The following is an 18,449-nucleotide window of genomic DNA, read 5'->3' as shown; positions in this document are numbered from 1 at the left end:
CTCCCGCGTGGCGATGCCCGGAGCGGCTCGGCGCCCACCCGCGCGCCGAGCGGTCTCCCGCCCGCCGGCGGTGACGTGTGCGGCCGGGCGGCTGGGCGAGGGGGATCCGTTGCGCGGCAACGGGAGTTCGCGCGTTCGCGGCGTCATCGCTACTTGCCCGCGGGCTTGAGGTGCAGGTAGACCTCGGAGTTCTCCGGGCGGGACCAGACCGCCGGGAACGCGTAGAGGTCCTCGGCGGTGGGCCAGCCGGTGAACTTCTTGGCGTTGTACTCGCTGGTCGTGCCGCCGGTGAGCACCGGGATGTACGGCATGACCTCCTCGACGCGGCTCTGGATCACGTCGAAGTGCGGCTGCCGGGCCGCGGTGTCCTTGGGGTCGATGCGCTTGAGGGCGGCCAGCGCGTCGTCGACGGCCTGGTCCTTGATGCGGCCGAAGTTCGGGTTGGCCACCTCGCCCGCGGGAGCGGTGTTCGCCCCGGCGAAGAAGTAGCTGTAGGTGTAGTACGGGTCGGGCGCCGGGCCCTGCTGGACGGAGTCGATCAGCAGCTCGTACTGGCCGCGGCCGCGCGCGTCGGACCACTCGTTCCAGGACAGCTGCTGCGGGGTGAGCTTGATGCCGACCTGCTGGAGCTGCTGGCCGATGGTGTCGACGGCGGTGATGTAGTCGGTCCAGCCCGCGACGACCTTGACCGTCAGCTCGAGCGGCTTGCCGTCCTTGGCGAAGACGCCGTCGCCGCCCTTGGTGTAGCCGGCGCCCTCCAGCAGGCTCGTGGCCTTGGCGACGTCGGGGCTCATCGGGGCGGTCTTCTCCTTGAGCTTGGCCGAGAGCAGGCTCTTGTCGCGCTCGACCATCGCGAAGCCGGGCGAGACCTCGCTGGAGGTGTTCTCGAACGCGAGCGCGTTCACCTGGGTGCGGTTGATGCCGTAGTAGACGGCCTTGCGCACCGCCGGGTCGGTCTGCGCGCCCGTGCAGCCCAGCTGGGCGTTGGAGCAGGTGAACAGGGCGGTCTGGTTCATCGGCGTGATGGTGGCCTTGTAGCCGGGGTAGTTCTTCTCGACGTCCTTGATGTCCGGGACGGGCCCGGTCTGCCAGTCGACCTGGCCCGCCTTGAGCGCGTCGGCACCCGCCTGGTTGCCCGACAGCGACAGGTAGCGGACCTTCTTCACGGCCGGCTCGCCGCCGTAGTAGCCGGGGTTCGACTTGAGCGTGAACGCCTGCGCCTTGAACTCGTCGAGCAGGAACGGGCCCGTGCCGACGGGGTTCTTCACCGGGTCGGTCGCGGGGGTCGCGATGTCCTTCCACAGGTGCTCGGGGACGATGTAGATCTTGCCGAGGACCTGCGGGCCCTCCATGTAGGCGGGCTCGTCGAACCTGATCGACACGTGGGTGTCGTCGACGGCGGTCGCCTTGCCCTTGAACCCGGTGGTGTTCATGGTCTTGTTCTTGGTGATCATGTCCAGGGTGAACGCGACGTCCTTCGCGGTGAACGCCTGGCCGTCGGTCCACTTCGCGTCGCCGCGGACCTCGACCGACAGCTCCGTGCCGTCGGCGTTCCAGGAGAACGACTTGCCCAGCCGCGGCTTCGGGGCCGCGTCGCCGCGCAGGTTGTTGAAGAAGAACAGCGGTTCGAAGATCGTGCCGGGGCCGTCGATGAGCGTCGGCGAGAACGGGTTGAAGTTGACCTGGTAGTCGCCCGACTGGCCGGTGTAGACGACGAGCGTCTCCGCGTCCGCCGATCCGCCGCCCGTGGACGACCCGCACCCGGCCGCGACCAGGGCCATGACGGCCAAGCCCGCGACGCGCCGACGCTGTGCCTTCAGGAACATCGTTGATTCCTCTCCTGGCTGGGGCGCGGCGACGTGCCGAGACGGAGGGGCGTCGCCGCGTCTGGAGATTGTTAAGTCACTGAAGAAACGAAGTCAATACCTCTCGGACACCCCGGTGACATCGCCAGCACAGCCGTGCGAGGGCCTGCGGTTGCTACCCTTCGGCCGGTGAACGAAGTAAGTGCAGGCCACAACGCGGAGGACCAGTGAGCGGACAGGCCCGGACGACGCTGCACGCGAGCAGCAAGGCCGCGGTGCTCGACGTGATCCGCGCGGCGGGCACGATCAGCCGGGTCGGCCTCATCAACGCCACCGGGTTCACCGGCGCCACGATCTCCACCGTCGTCCGCAGGCTCATCGACGAGGGCCTGGTGCTGGAGACCGGCCGCGCCGAGTCCACCGGCGGCAAGCGGCGGGTGCTGCTCCAGCTCAACCACGCCTCGCGGTACGCGATCGGCGTGCACCTCGACCACGCGGGCATCACCTACGTGCTCACCAACCTCGGCGGCGCGGTCGTCGCCCGCATCACCCGGCAGGGCGCGGGCACCGAGGAACCCGCGCGGGTCGTCACCCGGATGGCCGCCGAGGTCCGCGCGCTGGTCGACCGGGTGGGTGTGGAGCCGGACCGGGTGCTGGGCGTCGGCCTGGTCACCCCCGGCCCGCTGCGCGCCTCGGGCATGGCGCTGACGCCGCCGTCGATGCGCAAGTGGGAGGACTACCCGCTCGACCGGGCGCTCGCGGAGGAGACCGGCCTGCCCGTGCTGCTGGACAACGACGCCACCGCCGCCGCGCTCGGCGAGCACTGGTCCGGCGGTGTCGGCGGCACGTCCACGTCCGCCGCGCTCTACATGGGCACCGGGATAGGGGCCGGTCTCGTCATCGGCGGCATCACCTACCGGGGCACGAGCGGCAACGCGGGCGAGGTCGGGCACACCTGCGTCGACGCGCTCGGCCCGGAGTGCTGGTGCGGCGCCCGCGGCTGCGTGGAGGCGCTCGCGGGTCCGGCCGCCGTCGTCGCGGCGGCCCGCGCGGACCAGGCGCTGGCGCGGATGGTGGGCCTCACCGGCACCAAGCGCGCCCGCCCGTCGGTGGCCGCCGACTTCGCCGCCGTGAGCCGCGCGGCCCGCCGCGGCGAGCCGCAGGCGCTCGCGATCCTGGAGCGCTCGGCGCGCTACATCGCCGTGGCGGCCAGGAACCTGGCCAACACCATGGACCTCGACGTCCTCGTCCTCACCGGCCCGAGCTTCGCCGTCGCGGGGTCGGTCTACCTGCCGATCGTGCGCGACGAGCTCGACCGCGGCTTCTTCGCCCGCGCGGCCCACCAGGTCGACGTCCGGCTGTCCCGGTCGGCCGCCACCGCCCCCGCGATCGGCGGCGCGGCCATGGTCCTGCAGTCCGAGCTCGTCCCGCTGCACGAGGGCATGCGGCTGCCGGAGAACCTGTCGGCGGCCGAGCCCGCCTTCCTCACCCAGCCCAGCGCCTGACCCCCTGGACGCGCGCACGGGGTGCGGTGTGGAAGTCCGCCGCCTCCCCACCGCACCCCGCGCCCCTCGCCGGACTACCCGGCCGAGCAGGTGGGTGTCATTCCCGCACCGGTTCCCGTCGCCTGGTAACCGAACTCGGTCGACTGCCCCGCGGCGATCGACCCGTTGAACGCGACGTTGGTGAACCGCACCGCACCGGTGTTGCCGCTGCGGTTGACGTTCCACGCGTTGCTGACCGTCGCGCCCGAAGGCAAGGTCATGTCGACGGTCCAACCGGTCACCGCCGACGCGCCCGCGGTGACCTTCACCGTGGCGACGAACCCGTCCGCCCACTGGTTCAGCGACACCGACGCCGAGCAGCCACCACCGGCGGGCGGAGGCGTGGTCGTCGTGGTGGTGGTCGTAGTGGTCGTCGTTGTGGTGGTGGGGTCACCGGGACCGTCGGACAGAGTCGGAGTGGTCCAGTCCCGCCACTGCGCCAGGTTGCCCGCGGCCTTGCCGGAGATCCTGATCTGCCCCGCCGCGTTCCCGGTCTTGAGCAGGAACTTCTGGATGTTCTGCTGCAACGGCGTCTTCCACTCCGCCCGGTTCGCGCAGTGGTTGCCGTCGGTGACGTCGGACCAGTAGGTGATGTTGGCCCCGGCGCCCAACGCCTTGTAGACCTCGGCACCGCCCAGCGCGGCGACGCTGGCGGACTTCGGGCCGAGGTTGGCGATGTGCGGGTTGTCCATGATGAACAGCCCTCGCGGCGCCACCATGGCCACGATCTCGTGGGTGTCCACCGGCAACCCGTTGGGGTTGCCCGTGTACGAGCCGAACGCGTCGCCCAGCCACGGCTGCTCGCCGTAGGCGCTGCTCAGGCTCTGCGCGCCCTCACCGGGGATGCCGCGGAAGATCGGCGCGCCCGCGCTGCCCGACTCGATCGGCATCGTCAACGCGATCCGCTGGTCGAACGCCCCGATCGCGAACGCGCCCTTGCCGAAGCGGGAGCACCCGGTGACACCGACGGCATCGGCCTTGAGGATGGTGCCGCCGGACGTTTCGATCACGTCGATCATCCGGCTCACACCCCACGACCACGCCGCCAGCAGACCGGTCGTGCTGGTGGCGCCGTAGATGCTGTAGAACGCGCCCTGCTTGTTGTTGCGGGGCGTGCCCTCCTTGCCGACGGCGTACGGGTCGTAGTTGATCACCGCCGCTCCCGCGGCCTTGATCGTCGCGGTGTCCGCGCCGAAACCGCCCAACACCACCACGACCGGGAACGGACCGGTTCCGCCGGGCAGTTCGACCTTGGCCGAGAAGCTGGAGGACCTGCCGTTGTGCGACACGTTGACCGTGAGGTTGCTGCTGGACACGGTGCCGGTGACGGTGGTCGGCTTGCCGGGCTTCTCGCCGTAGACGGTCTTCTCCGCGAGCTTGCGGATCTCGGTGCGCCGACAGCGCCAATCCGACTTCGCCGTGATCCTCGTGCCGTTGATCCTCGTGAACGGATCCGGCAACTTCGCGTTCGACGGCGTCGAACCGGGCAACGTCACCGGACAATCGGCACCCTCGTCCTCCACGAGCGCGGCCGCCGGGAGTTCGGCGGCGGAAGCGGGGGTGGCGCCGGTGTTCGCCACGACGGTCACGGCGCCCGCGAACGCGAGTGCCGCCACTGCCAGCATGACGACGGTGGACCGCGCTGCGGGGCGGCCCGAACTGATGCTCACCAGGGTCTCCTTCAGGGTAGGCGTGCCTCCCCGGTGGCGCCGTTGCCAACGGGGCCACCGCGGGTGGTGGGCCCGCGTGCCGCCACGCGCGAGCCCACCGGTCCCGTGGTGGGGTGGAGCAGTACTCCTAGTGGTCGTGCCCCCTGGGCATCGCCGTGTAGACGCAGCCGGGGGCCTCGGCCGGTTCCGGGGACAGCTCGGTGCCGTCCACCGGCGTGCAGCGCAGGTACCTCAGCCCGAGTCGTTCCAGCCCGGTCGTGGCGCTGAGCGCGAACCCCTCGCCGAAGGCGAAGTCGGGGTCGCCGTGCACCTCCCCCGCGGCCACGGAGGCCTTCCAGCCCTCCTGGAACGCGGCGAGGCCGTCCCGCCGGAACACGACCAGGCCGAGCTTCTTGTAGGGGACGACCTCGCAGGTCGCCCACTCGGACACGTAGGGCGCGTAGAGCTTCGCCCGCAGTGGACCGACGAAGTCCGCGAACTCCTCGATCGTCGCCGCCCTCGGGGCCTCGCACTCGCCGGTCTTGGCGCGCACCCAGGCGCCGACGTCCGCGGCCGACCCGGTGGTGGGGTCGGCCGCACCGCAGGCGGACGCCCCCACCACCAAGGCGGTGATCGCGAGGATCAGGCCGAGCCGCACGTCGCTCCGTTGAGGGCGAACGTGCTCGGTATCGCGGGTGTGCCGGAGGACGAGCCGTTGAACCCGAAGGTCACCGAGCCGCCCGCCGGGATGGACGTGTTCCAGCTGACGCCCTTCGCGGTGGCCTTGCCGCTGGCCACCACCACGTCGGCCGACCACGCGGACGTGATCGACTGCCCGGACGGCACGTCCCACACCAGCGACCACGGGCTGACCGGGCTGGTGCTGGTGTTCTTCACGACGATGTTGCCGGTGAACCCGCCCGACCACACGCTGGGCGTGGTGTAGGCGACCGTGCACGCGCCACCCGGCGTGGAGCCGGGGCTCGTGGTCACGGTGACCGGCGAGGAGGCGGACGAGCTGTTGCCCGCCGCGTCCCTCGCCTTGACGTAGAACGTGTACGCCGTCGAACCGGTCAGCCCCGTCACGGTCGCCGAGGCGGTCGTGGGCGAGGCGACCAGCACGTCGGTCGCACCGGCCTCGCGGTACACGTCGTACCCGGCGACGCCGACGTTGTCGGTGGACGCCGACCAGCTCAGCGCGACGGAGTTGGACGTGGCCGTCGCGGTCGGGGTGCCGGGCGCGGTAGGCGCCTGGGTGTCACCACCGCTGCCACCGCCGGAGAACACGACGTCCGAGCAGCTGTAGAACGCCTCCGGGCTGTCCGAGCGCTGCCAGATGGAGTAGATGACGTGCCTGCCGGACTTGTTGGGCAGGCGCGCGCTCCAGCTGTACTCGCCGTTGGCCAGCGCCGGGTTGGTCACCGAGTTGAACGGCGTGGACTCCAGGTCCGACCACTTGAGCGGCTGGTTGACGTCGAAGCCGTCCTTGGTGACGTACTGGTCCCACGTACCGGGGTGCGGGGCCCAGGCGTTGTACTTCATGGTGATCGTCGAGTTCGCCTGGAGCGTGGTGGACGGCCAGTCGCCGCGCGCGAGGTTGTACGCGTCGTACTTGATCGTCGGACCGCACAGGTGGCCGTCCGGGATGATCTCCCGGTGCTTGCCCGCCGCCTGGCTGATCAGGTTGCCGAACCAGTCCCACAGCGGTTGCTTGCCACCGATCGAGACCGCCTGCACGCACGCGGGGTTGGTGGGGTTGAGGTCCCCTCCCCCGCTGCCCGCCTGGCCGTCCAGGTAGCAGCTGTAGGTCCTGCTCTGCGGGAAGGTCATCGAGCCGTGGGCGAGGGCGGTACCGCTCGGCACGACGACGGTCGTGAAGGCGGCGACGCCGACCACGGCCGCGCCCAACGCGACTATTCGCTTGAACCGCAACGACTTCTCCTTTCGGGTTGGACGGTCACGAACCGGCGCACGAGGCGCCGTTGAGGGTGAAGGCGGTGGGGACCGCGTTGGTGCCGGTCCAGGAGCCGTTGAAGCCGATGCCGACCGACCCGCCCGCCGGGATGGTGGCGGTGTAGGGGGCGTTCACGGCGCTGACCTGGGCACCGGACTGGGTGGGCGTCGCGCCCCACATCTGGGTGACGGTCTGGCCGTTGGCGAAACTCCAGCGCAGGGTCCAGCCGTTGACCGCGGTCGTCCCGGTGTTGCGGATCGTCACGTCGGCGCCGAAGCCGCCCTGCCACTGGCTGGCGATCTTGTAGGCGACCGCGCAGGTGCCGGTGCCGCTGCCCGCCGACGTGGTGAACGTCGCGGTGCCCGACCGGGTGGACCGGTTGCCCGCCGCGTCGCGGGCGTAGACCGCGACCGTGTAGGCGGTGCTCGCCGTCAGGCCGGTGAGGGTGGCGGACGTCGTGGAGCCGGACGTGAGCGCGGTCTCGGTGCCGCCGCTGACCCGCACGACGTCGTAGCCCGTGACGCCGACGGCGTCGGTGGAGGCGGCCCAGGACAGGGCCGCCCCGCTGGACGTGACGCCCGTGACGGTGGGCGTGCCCGGTGCAGTGGGCGCGGTCGTGTCACCGCCGCCGCCACCGCCGTAGACCGCCGCCTCGCGCGAGGTCGCCTTGATCCCGTCGGCGCCGTTGAAGATCCGCTGCCCCCAGGTGCTCAGCTGCGCGGGGTCGAACCCGACGGCCATGTCGAGGTACTCGACGCCGCCGCCGTTGCCGCTCCACGACCAGCCGAGGTAGCCCAGCCTCTGCGCCTGGGTGTAGGAGAGGATCGTGTCCTCGTCGACGTCGCCGTCGGAGTGGGTGTTGCCGAACTCCCCCACCAGGATCGGCAGGCCCGCGCTGACGAACCGGCCGAGGTAGTCGGTGATCTCCGCGGCGGTGTCGAACACGCCGTACATGTGGATGGAGAACACCGTGTTGCGCAGGGTGTCGCTCGCGAACACCGAGGCCGCGTTGTCGCGCATGGTGAAAGACCAGTCCTGGCCCCAGTTCGGGGCGTCCACCATCAGCGTGTGGGTGAACCCGGCCGCCCGCAGCCTGCCGATCGCGGTCTTGGTGTCCGCGGTCCACGCCGAGGTGTTCGTGTTGCCCCACGGCTCGTTGCCGATGTTGAGGATGGTGTAGGCCTCCTGGCCGGTCATCGCGCTCTGCACGCTGATCCAGTAGTCGACGGCCTTCGCGAGCGTGACGGCGGCGCTCTGCTCGCCGTACCCGGTGGTGTCGTGCACCTCCAGCACGCAGATGAGCTTGTTGGCCTTGCACTGGGAGATCACGTTGGCCACGTCGGTCGCGTCGTTGCGCGTCCACTGGTCGCCCGAGCTGAGCACGACCCGGACCGTGTTGGCGCCCAACGCCTTCACGTCCGACAGCGCCTTCGTGGTCCGCGAGGTGTACCAGGTGTGCGCGTGGTTGACCCCGCGCATCACGAACTCGGCGCCGGTCGCGTCGTACAGCCGTCCACCGGTGACCTTGAACCCGGCCGCGGCCAGGTGCACGGTGCCCGCGGGGGCGGTCGGGGTCAGCACGGTGGCCATCAGGAGCAGGGTGGCGAGCAGCGTGCCCGCCAGTGCCGTCAGTCTTCTCATCTGCGGGGTACCTCTCAGGGGGAGGTGGAACCGGCGAGGGGTGCCTGAGCGCGCAGGCACCCCACACCGGAATCTGCGGCTAGGGCTCGACGCCCCAGACGAGTGCGCCGCCGCTGTAGGCGGTCACCCGGTCGTGGTCCGCCCAGGAGGCGGAGACCCGGTAGCTGTGGTCGTCGGACTGGTCGAACGCCGACCAGTCCGCCTTGGCGAAGCGGAGCTGGAGGTCGCCGCTGGTGGCGCCCGCCGCGACGGACCCGCCGGTGAAGGTGACCTGGAGGTAGGCGTCCGCGCCGGTCCTGGGTGTGGCGAGCCGGACCACCTCGGCCTTGACCTGGGCGCAGCCGATCACCGCCCAGTCGCAGAAAACCTGGTAGGACGGGGAAGTCGCGTCGCCGGTGAACCAGTAGCGCAGGGTCACCCCGGTCAGCGGCAGCGCCGTCGTGCCGCGGTTGGCGACCTGGAGCACAGCTCGGATCTGGCTGTCCCGCGCGGCGCCGTCACCGCGCTGCTGCACCGCCAGCGTGCCGCCGCCACCCCCGCCCGACGTGGTGGTCACGGAGATCGGCGTGCTCGCCGCCGAGGCGTTGCCCGCGGCGTCGCGGGCCCGCACCGAGAACCGGTACGTGGTCGACGGGGTCAGACCGGTCACGTTGTAGGTGGTCCCCGTCGCCGTGCCCGCCGTGGTGCCGTCGGCCTTCAGCACGTCGTAGCCCGCGACGCCGACGTCGTCGGTGGAGGCGGTCCAGCGCAGCGTGAATCCGGTGCCGCCGATCGCGGAGGCGGTCAGTCCACTCGGGACGGTGGGTGCGGCGGTGTCGGGAGTGCTGGTGCCGTCGGGCGGCGTGCCCCACACCACCTTCCCGTCCTGGACGAGCACCAGCCTGCTCGTCTGGGTCGGGGTGACGTTGCCGACCGGCAGGCCCTGGTAGGACCAGTCGTTGGTCGGGTCCCAGGTGCCGCTGCTGGTGAGCCGGAACTGCACCTCCTTGCGGTAGGCCGACTGGCCCGCCGGGGAGACGCCGGTGCACGGGATGTCGACGTAGTACACGTTCCCGCTGTGCCGCAGCGGTTTGCTCGCGGCACCGCACTGGTTGTAGTTGGTGGTGACGGTGATCTGGTCCGCGGTGGTCGTGCCGTCGAGGGTGAAGTAGTAGCGCAGGGAGCCGTTGAACACCCTGGCGGGCCACGCGGACCTGTTCAGGACGTAGGACTTGATCTCGGTGAAGCCGACGTTGCTCTGGCTCACCGCCGCCTGCGTGGTCAGCTCGGGGCCGTCCGCGGTCTCGGCGACCGGGAAGCCCGCCGACGGGGTGCCGCCGTACTCGCGGTAGAGCCGGGCCAGCGCGCCGGTGAACCCGGCGTTGTAGTCCAGCGCGACCTCGTTGGCCACGTAGTCGGTGCGGCTGTCGGTGTAGGCGTCGTTGTTCGTGCTCGGCCCGCCGACCAGCGCGCCGTAGAGCACGTGCCTGCTGGTGGCCGGTTCGGCGATGCTGTCGGCCCACGACCCGTGCGCGGTGCGGTGGTGGGGGTTGCGCGGCGGGTTGGTGCCGAACCCGACGACGTAGCTGGAGCCGCGCGGGTTGTCGCCGAGCGCGTAGTCCACCTGCCGGACGGCGAAGTCGTGGTAGGTGGTGGCGCGGGCGGCGTCCCTGCTCCTGAGCCAGTCGCTGTGCACCAGCGCGACGAACGCGGTGTTGGCCGCGTACCGCAGCGACCCCCAGCTGTCGAGCACGGCCTGGCCGCCCGGCGAGTACCGGACGCGGTTGCCGTTGTAGCCGGTGGTCCAGAAGTCGAGCCAGCGGTTGGCGTCGGTCAGGTAGGTCTGCTCACCGGTCAGCTGCGCCATGAGCACGTAGGCGCCGTAGGACTTGTCGTCCCAGGCGATCGTCCACTTGTAGGACCGCTCGGTGCTCTGCGGCTCGGTGCCGAGCTTCGGGTACTCGTTCTTGGCCTTGGTGAGGTAGGCGGCGTCGCCGGTGGCGCGGTAGAGCCAGATCGCGCCCCACACCAGCTCGTCCTGGTAGCCGCTCCACGAGTTGTAGTACGAGCTCGCGTCGGTGATGCAGGCGCTGTACTTGCCCCGGTAGGTGTCGGCGAAGGAGTAGAGCTGCTTGGCGTGGGTGAGCAGCGTGGCGGCGTAGGTCGGGTCGGTAGGGGCGAACACCATCGACGACGACGCCAGCGCCGCGGCGTACTCGCCCGCGAGGTCGGAGCCGGGGCAGGACGCGTCGACCTTGTAGGCGGGGCGCGCCATCGTCATGACCTCGGCGGAGCCCCACCAGGCGTGGTCGGGGGACCCGGTGCCGACCTGGCCGTAGACCACGTTGGGCGACGGGTGCGCCTTGATGATCCAGTCGGTGCCCCACTTGAGGTTCGCGCGCAGCGCGACGAGCTGGCCGGAGTCGGCGTAGGCCTGCCGGTTCTCCACCGCGCCCCAGGCGAGCATCGACATGCTGGAGGCGAAGGGCAGCCCGAACTTCACGTGGTCGCCCGCGTCGTAGAAGCCGCCGGTCAGGTCGAGGCCGACGTCGGCGCCGTCGGTCAGGGCGGAGTCGCCCCGCCAGGACACGCGGTTGTCGGCGGGCAGCTTGCCCGAGCGCTGCGCGTCGTAGAACCAGACCGACTTCTGCAGCGCCTCGCCGTAGTTGAACGCCGGTGCCGCCTGCGCGGTGTGCGAGGGCACCACCAGCGCGAACACCGCGAGGATCGCGGCCAGGAACCAGGAAACCGATCTCGACGTGCGCCGTTGCACGAAAGCCTCCGGAAGGTGCAGAGGTTCTGGGAACGCTCCCAGTACTGCGGACTGTAACGAGGGGGAAACATCAGGGGAAGCGGGCTTGATCATCGTCGTGGACCGGGACGCACACCGGCCGTGACCGGATCGCGGGACGGCCGGAGGGGCATTTCGGACAATGCTGGTCACCCGTCTCAATTGAGCGGTGCCGGGGCCGCTTTCGTTGACGCACCGTGAAAGCGACCCCACCCCACTGGGCCGAGCGGCTGGTGTTGCGGACGTTGGGCGGTCCGTGCGGCCGACTGCTCCCATCGGCCGCGCGGACTGCGCTCAACGCTCTAGCGACTCCCCTTCCTGGGAACGCTCCCAGTCCTATGTGCAGGCTTTGTCGTTCAGGGTGAAGGCGGTCGGTTTCGAGTTCGTGCCCGTCCAGGACGCCGAGAAGCCGAACTCCGCGGTGGCCCCCGCGCCGATCGTCTTGTTGTAGGCCGCGTTGGCCACCGAGACCGCCGCGCCGCTCTGGGTGACGACCCCGTTCCACAGCTGCGTGATGACCTGGCCGTCGGCGTAGGACCACTTCACCGTCCAGCCGTCGACCGGTGTGGTCCCGTTGTTGACGACCTCGACCTTGCCCTGGAACCCGCCCGCCCACTCACCGGTGACGCTGTACCGCACCGTGCACCCGGTACCGGGCTGGGGCGTGGTGGTCGTCGTTGTTGTTGTGGTCGTGGTGGTCGTGGTGGTCGTAGTGGTGGTGGTCGTGGGCTGCGTGCCCGTCGACTCCCCCAGCACGATGCCGCGCCCGTTGGTGCCCAGGTAGACCCGCCCGTACACGCGCGGGTCGCCGGTGATGGCGTCGCCGATGTTGCCGTACTGGTGCTTGTCGTCGTTGATCCGCGTCCAGCTCGCGCCCGAGTCGTCCGAGCGGAACACGCCGCGGACACCGCCGATCAGCGCGATCGAGTACAGCGCCGGGTAGGTCTTGCCCGCGGCCGCCTTGCCGAACCCGATGTTGGTCGACTCCGTCACGCTGGTGGACTTGGTGAAGGTCGTGCCGGAGTCCGTGGAGTGCCACAGGCCCGAGCCACCCGCCAGCCACACGTCGCCCTCGCGGCCCGCGACGGCCTTGAAGTGGGCGGTGTCCGGCAGCCCGGTCGCCGTCTTCGCGGTGAACGTGGCACCGCCGTCGACGCTGACGTAGAACTTGTTGGCCGCGTAGCCGTAGAACTTCCTCGGGTTGACCCGGTCAGACTCCACGACCGCGCCCGCCGGGATGCCGGTCGAGGCCGTCCACGAGTTGCCGTAGCCCACGGAGTAGTACACGCCGGTGCCCGCCGGGCTCCAGACGAACCTGCTCGCGTCGGCCGCCGCGGCCACCGTGCCGCCGCCGGTCACCCCCGGCGGTTCGGCGCCCTGGAACCAGTTCGACCCGCCGTCGGTGGAGAACGCGACCCGGTTGTCGTTGGGACGGGACGACTTGTCGAACTGGCCGACCCGCACCATCGACGCCGGGGTCAGCTCGGCGTAGTCCACGCTGGTCGTCGAGGTGAACGTGGGCGAGGTGAACACCTTGGCGGGCACCGCGTCCAGCCGGTCGTGCCGGAACCCGCCGATGTCGCCGAGCGCGCTGACCAGCGGCGCCCCGGTGGGCGGGCTCATCAGGTCGAGCACCGCGGTCTCCTCCAGGCCCGCGACCATCGGCGTGATGGTGATCTTCCCGCCCTGGTCCCACGCCGTGAGGTTCCTGGTGCCGTAGACGGTCGCGCCGGTGCCGTACATCATCCGGTTGGAGTCGAACGGGTCGATCTCCATCGACTCGGTCATCCAGCCCAGCTTCGGCGTGGTCTCCGGCGGCTGCGGGTTCATGCCGAGCGAGAGCCACGGGACCGCCGAGATGTCCTGGGTGTAGCGCAGGCTGCGCTCGGGGTAGTTCGCCCAGTCCCAGATCCGCGTCCAGGTCGCCCCGGAGTCCGTGCTGCGGAACAGGATCACGTCCGGCCACCAGGACACCTGGGTGGCGACCATGAGCGTGCCGGGGTGCAGGCGGTCGACGGTCAGGCCGCTGTAGCCGAAGTAGTCGTCGGTGCTGCTCGACGGGATGGGGCTGATCTGCGTCCACGTCCCGGTCGCCGTGTCGAGCCGCCAGACGTCGCCCTTGGCGCCGTCGTAGGGGCCGCCGGTGTCGCTGGTGGCCAGGAAGAGCTGGCCGTTGGCGTCCAGGACGCCCTTGTGCGGCAGGAACCCGGTGGGCTGGCCCGCCACCCGCGTCCACGTCGTGCCGGCGTCGGTGCTCTTGTAGACGTTGTTCTGCTTGTCGGCCACGCCGACGTAGATGGTCCTGGTCGCCTGCCCCGACGAACCGGTGCGCTTGTCGAAGGTGACCCAGAGGACGCCCTGGTTGTCGTTGAGGTACCCGTTGGGATCACCGGGGTCCTGGGCGTAGTTGCCCGCGTTGGGGAACGCGGTCACCTTGGCCCAGGTCACGCCGGAGTCCGTGCTGCGCCACAGGCCGTTGCCGCTGGGCGCGCCGAAGTACAGGGTGCTGTTGCGGTTGGGGTCGATCGCCAGCCGCTCCCCCATGCCCCGGCCCGGCATGTTGCCGCCGACCTTGAACGGCAGCGCGGTCTTCTGCCAGGTGGCCCCGCGGTCGGCGGACCTCAGGACGGCGCCGTTGTTGGGGTCCCAGCTGTTGGTGTACATGCCCGCGGCGACGTACACCCGGTTCGGGTCGACCGGGTCGGTCGCCAGGCTCGCGACGCCGTTGAGGCCCCAGTCGGTGGCTCCGACGTGGTCGAGCAGGGGGATCCACCGGCTGGTGGACTGGTTCCACCGGTACGCGCCGCCGATGTCGGTGCGCGCGTACACCAGGTTCTTCTCGGTCTGGTTGAACACGATGCCGGGGACGAAGCCGCCGCCCGCGATCTCGACGTTGCTCCACGAGTAGGCGGCCTGGGCCTCGGGCGGTTGCGCCGACCCGGTCGCGGCCGCGACGGCCACGAGTCCCGCGGTCGTCACCGCCGCGAGCAGGCAGGCGAGAACTCTCCTCATCGAGGATTCTCCTTCTGTGCAGGGGAGTACGAGCTGGCAGGGGATGCCGGACGCGGTGGGACGCGCCGCGGTCCGCCGGGGAGGCAGGCGGACCGCGGCGCGGGCTCAGGAGGGGTGGTGCGCGTCCGGCCGCGGCGGTGCCGCGCCGTCACCGGGGAAGGAGCTCGGGAACGGCGGCACGTCCTGCGCCGCCTCCGGCCGAGCGGTCTCGACCTGGATCCGCCTGCCCCGCGCGGACCTCGGCGCACGTCCGGCGACGCACGAGGCCGTGCCCCGCGGCGGAGTCGTCCCGATGGCGCTCGGAGTCCTGCCGGTGGCCGTCCGCTGCTCGACACCGGGGCGGAGCCCTGGTGGAGGAGGCCGGTCACCGAGGTCGGGGGTGGTGGGCTCGTGGTCCCACCGGGTGTTCGTCGGACGGGCGGGTACGGCGGTCGCCACGACGCCGTGGGGGACGGGACCGGTCGGCGGCAGCGGGATCGCTGCGGCGCGGCGGCCGTCCGTGAGCGGGGAACCTGGCACGAGTGCTCCTCGGTGAGGCGGTGCCGACGGCTCGGCAGCCGCGGACTCCGCGCCGCGTCGGGCGGTGCGGGTCGAGCGGTCCGGCCGGTGCGGGAACGGCCTTGCGCCGGGGCGTTCCTCCGGTGGCGGCGGAGGAAGGGCCCCGGACCGCCACCCCCCGCCTGCCGGGTTCGGGGGGTGGCGTCCGTCCGGTGCTACCCGAACAGCTCGGTGTGCAGCGAGAACGCGGTCGCGATCTCCGCCTGCGCCCAGAACCTGTGGTAGGTGAACGTCGGGGCCGCCCCGCCGTCCAAGTAGGCCTGGACCTTGGGCCACTCCGGGTCGGTGGTGAACTTCGACCGGATCGACAGGAACGTGGAGTTCTGGTCGATCGTGTCGCCGTTCGGCATCTTCCCGGTCCAGCCGGAGGGGACGTAGGGGCCCTCACCGGTGGAGGCGTTGTACTTGTCGTCGAACCGGTTGTAGTCGGTCCGGGTCTCGGGCACCGCGATGCCCTTGTCGTCCTGGTGGGCGAGCAGCGCGGTCAGCAGTCCCTCGCCGACCGTCTTGGCCTGCGCGTTGCCGGACTTGGCCGCGTAGTTGAGCAGCGTCTTGGCGTACGACGCCGCCACACCCACGTCGGTGCTGAAGTTCAGCACCCTGGCGTGCAGGTTCGAGTTCGAACCGGGACTGCTCGGGTTCCACGTGTCCGGCGCGCCCGACCACTCGATGTCCGAGGGGATCTGGAAGCTGCCGTTCGTGCCGACGGTGGTGTTGGCGATGGCCCACGGGACCCACTTGTCGAGGATCTTCTTGGCCCGCGCGTCACCGGTCATCTGGTAGAGCGAGGCCGTGCGCTCGATCCCCCACGCCTGGAAGCCGAACCACCGGTTGCTCGGCGGGTCGTGCCAGACCGGGTGCGGCTCGTAGAACATGCCGTAGAACGTCGGCGTGCCGGAGGGCGGCGTGCCGTAGTTGCCCTCCCAGCTGTTCGTGACACCACCGGCGATGGCGCCGTCGGCGGACTGCAGGAACTGCAGCATCTCCAGCTGGCGGTCGAGGCTCTTGGCCCAGTCCGCCTGCCCGGTGGACGAGGCGGGCTTCAGCGCCGAGACGTTGGCCAGCGCGTAGGCGGCCAGCGGGTTCTGGTAGCCCTGGTGCGAGGCGCCGTCGCCGATCCGCCACGCCCAGCCCGCGGACGTGTCGGTGGCACCGCCCCACGCGTAGTACCAGGACATCAGGTAGTGGTCGCTGTCCTTGCCGGTGCCCGCCGCGCACGCGGAGGCCCCGACGCAGTTGCCGATCTTCTTGAAGTACTTGTCGAACATGGCGTACCGGAGGTAGTCGCCCATCTTCGACGCCTTCTTCACCTCCGAGGCGATGTCGCCCGCCTTGCCCTGCGCGGTGGCCCAGTTCTGCGCCAGCAGCGCCACCTGCACGGCACGCGCGTCGGCGTCCGGCGCGTTGGTGTACTTCCACTGCTTGGCGTAGGAGGCGTCCTTGGTGAACAGGTCGAGGAAGCCGTTGGGACCGCCGTGCTTGAAGGTGTCGCAGGACGGCTGCGGGATGGTCTCCCACACCGACTCCGACGACCCGCGCTGGTAGGTGTTGATGTAGGCGGGGGTGGTGTTGGTGCCGTCGCCGCAGTGGCCGAAGCCGTAGGTGTTGTCGACGTCGAGCAACCAGTGCATGCCGTAGATGTCGCTCGTGCCGTACGCCGTCTTCAGCTCGTTGGCGATCGGGTCCGCGCCCACCTTCACGCTGGTGTCGAGCACCGACGGGTACTGGTTCATCGCCGGGTGCTCGGGGGCGTAGGTGGCGGGCTTGGACGGGTCGTACTTGCTGTTGGTCGGCTGGTCCGCGGTGGCCGGGATGATGAACTTCTCCATCGACGCCCACGCCGCCTTGAACGGGGCCCAGTCACCGGAGATCCGGCCGTAGCTGGCCTCCAGCCACAGGTAGTAGCTGAACGCCTCCGACGTGGTCTGGTGACCGTGGTCGGGCGCCTCCACCATCAGGGTCTCGACCGAGTGGTAGGGCACCAGCAGGTCGCCGAACTTGCGGAAGTAGCCGCTCGCCGGGTCCTTGATCTTGTTGTACTGGTCGAGGAAGGCCTGGTTGAAGTCCGATGTGGACGACGAGATCTCCTTGACCACCACCGACGCCGAGGCCTGACCACTGGCGCTCGCGGTGAACGTCGCGGTGCCGAGGTCACCGCCGTTGTCCGCCGAGGTCACCGTCACGTTCTGCTTGGTCGCCCAGTTCGACGTGGTGAACGTCAGCGACGCGGGCGAGGCCGTGAGGTCGGTGCTGCCCGAGGTCCGGGCGACGGCGACGGTGACCGACGCCGACGGCTGCATCGCGAGCGAGACGCCGAACGTGCCGGTAGTCCCCTGCTTGACGCTCACCGTGCTGGGCGAGGCGACGACCGCCGGACCGGAGAGGACCTTGATCGTCGCCGGTGTCGAGCTGGTCGTCGCGCCCTTGTTGTCGTAGGCGCGGGCGCTGACCGAGTACTCGCCGACCGGGACCCCGCTCCACGTCCCCGCGAACGGTGCCGCCGTGTCCGTGGCCAGCAGGTTGTCGCCCTGGTAGAACTCGACCTTGCTGATCGTGCCGTCGGAGTCCGCGGCCGTGGCCGCGAGCGGGACGGACCCCGGCGCCGTGTACGTGGCGCCCGTCGCCGGGCTGGTCAGCGTGACCGTCGGGGCCTTGTTCGGCCCGGTGCAGGGGACGCCGTTGAGCGCGAAGTCCGTCGGGGCGCTGTTGGTGGAGCTCTTGGTGGCGTTGAAGCCGACCTGTGCCGAGCCGCCCGCGGGCAGCGTGCGCGACCACTCCGGTGCGGTGACGGTCACCTTGGTGCCGGACTGGCTGAACGTGCCGTTCCAGCCCTGGCTGATCGTCTGACCGTTGGCGAAGTTCCAGGTCAGTACCCAGTTGTTGACCGCGTCACCCTGGTTCTGGATGGTCGCGGTGGCACCGAAGCCGTTACTCCACTCGTTGGTGACCTGGTAGTTGACCGTGCAGGCGACCGCCGCTTGCGCCACCCCGGTGGTGACTGGGAGCACCGCCGCGGCGACGAGCGCCACGGCGGTCAAGACCGGTAATGGTCGTCTCACGAGCGATCGGGAAAACGGAGTGCGCGTCATTGCGGAACCTCCGGGAGATTTCTGGGAGCGCTCCCAAGTTAGGGTCAAACAGGCGGAAAACGCAATGGACCGGCCATTTCCTGGGCCGACCGGACTCTTTCCTTGACACCCGATCGGCGCAATTCAGGAAAGCCGCAACATCAACTTCGGGATCAACGTGACGCCCGTCTCAACGACCCCCAACGGCCTAACGCGGGACGTACCGATTGCTCGACGTAGTCACCGGCGGAGTCGCGGACCGCCACCAACTGAGATTTTCCACGTGATGAAGGAAAGAACTCACCGAGCGTGTCTGAACAACAGCGCTACTTCGACGATTCAGGCCTTCGGGACTCTTTTCGCGCACGTTTCCCCCTGGTTAAAGTCCTGCCCTACCTGGGAGCGCTCCCAGCCCTCTGCCCCACCCGGCCCGCCCGCCGCCGCATCC

At 70.4% G+C, this 18,449-nt stretch carries 10 protein-coding genes; 1 reads left to right on the top strand and 9 read right to left on the bottom strand.

The features are described 5' to 3' along the window. Window positions 1-149: 149 nt before the first annotated feature. Window positions 150-1,826 (bottom strand): ABC transporter substrate-binding protein, encoded by a 1,677-nt coding sequence (locus CLV43_RS26355; RefSeq protein WP_106190058.1) that lies wholly within the window; start codon window positions 1,824-1,826, stop codon window positions 150-152. Between the two features lie 206 nt (window positions 1,827-2,032). Between CLV43_RS26355 and CLV43_RS26350 the strand changes: the two genes are divergently transcribed. Then, window positions 2,033-3,310, top strand: a complete 1,278-nt coding sequence (locus tag CLV43_RS26350; RefSeq protein WP_106190056.1) for an ROK family transcriptional regulator — start codon at window positions 2,033-2,035, stop codon at window positions 3,308-3,310. Window positions 3,311-3,384: 74 nt separating this feature from the next. Here the strand turns inward: CLV43_RS26350 and CLV43_RS26345 are convergent, their stop codons facing one another. The 8 genes from CLV43_RS26345 to CLV43_RS26310 all read right to left on the bottom strand — a co-directional run bounded on the left by CLV43_RS26345 (window position 3,385) and on the right by CLV43_RS26310 (window position 17,962). Continuing rightward, complete coding sequence (locus CLV43_RS26345; RefSeq protein WP_245887016.1) at window positions 3,385-5,019, bottom strand: glucuronyl esterase domain-containing protein; 1,635 nt, start codon at window positions 5,017-5,019, stop codon at window positions 3,385-3,387. Window positions 5,020-5,146: 127 nt separating this feature from the next. Next, window positions 5,147-5,656 (bottom strand): hypothetical protein, encoded by a 510-nt coding sequence (locus CLV43_RS26340; protein WP_106190055.1) that lies wholly within the window; start codon window positions 5,654-5,656, stop codon window positions 5,147-5,149. Continuing rightward, window positions 5,641-6,930, bottom strand: a complete 1,290-nt coding sequence (locus CLV43_RS26335) for a lytic polysaccharide monooxygenase (protein ID WP_106190053.1) — start codon at window positions 6,928-6,930, stop codon at window positions 5,641-5,643. Before CLV43_RS26335 ends, CLV43_RS26340 begins: the two co-directional genes overlap by 16 nt. A 25-nt stretch (window positions 6,931-6,955) precedes the next feature. After that, on the bottom strand, window positions 6,956-8,593 hold the full coding sequence (locus CLV43_RS26330; RefSeq protein WP_106190051.1) for a cellulase family glycosylhydrolase: 1,638 nt from the start codon (window positions 8,591-8,593) through the stop codon (window positions 6,956-6,958). Window positions 8,594-8,672: 79 nt separating this feature from the next. Beyond that, complete coding sequence (locus CLV43_RS26325) at window positions 8,673-11,345, bottom strand: glycoside hydrolase family 9 protein (RefSeq protein WP_245887015.1); 2,673 nt, start codon at window positions 11,343-11,345, stop codon at window positions 8,673-8,675. 354 nt (window positions 11,346-11,699) lie between these two features. Then, window positions 11,700-14,375, bottom strand: a complete 2,676-nt coding sequence (locus tag CLV43_RS26320; RefSeq protein WP_106190048.1) for a cellulose binding domain-containing protein — start codon at window positions 14,373-14,375, stop codon at window positions 11,700-11,702. 105 nt (window positions 14,376-14,480) lie between these two features. Continuing rightward, entirely contained in the window at window positions 14,481-14,894 is a 414-nt protein-coding gene (locus tag CLV43_RS26315) for a hypothetical protein (RefSeq protein WP_106190046.1), read from the bottom strand. A 194-nt stretch (window positions 14,895-15,088) separates the two neighbouring features. Then, the gene (locus CLV43_RS26310; RefSeq protein WP_245887053.1) at window positions 15,089-17,962 is read right to left on the bottom strand and encodes a glycoside hydrolase family 48 protein; all 2,874 of its coding nucleotides are present in this window, start codon (window positions 17,960-17,962) and stop codon (window positions 15,089-15,091) included. Between the last annotated feature and the right edge of the window lie 487 nt (window positions 17,963-18,449).

The sequence above is a fragment of the Umezawaea tangerina genome, from assembly GCF_003002815.1.
GTDB classification, from domain to species: Bacteria; Actinomycetota; Actinomycetes; order Mycobacteriales; family Pseudonocardiaceae; genus Umezawaea; species Umezawaea tangerina.
This window is presented reverse-complemented; position numbering and strand designations above follow the sequence as displayed.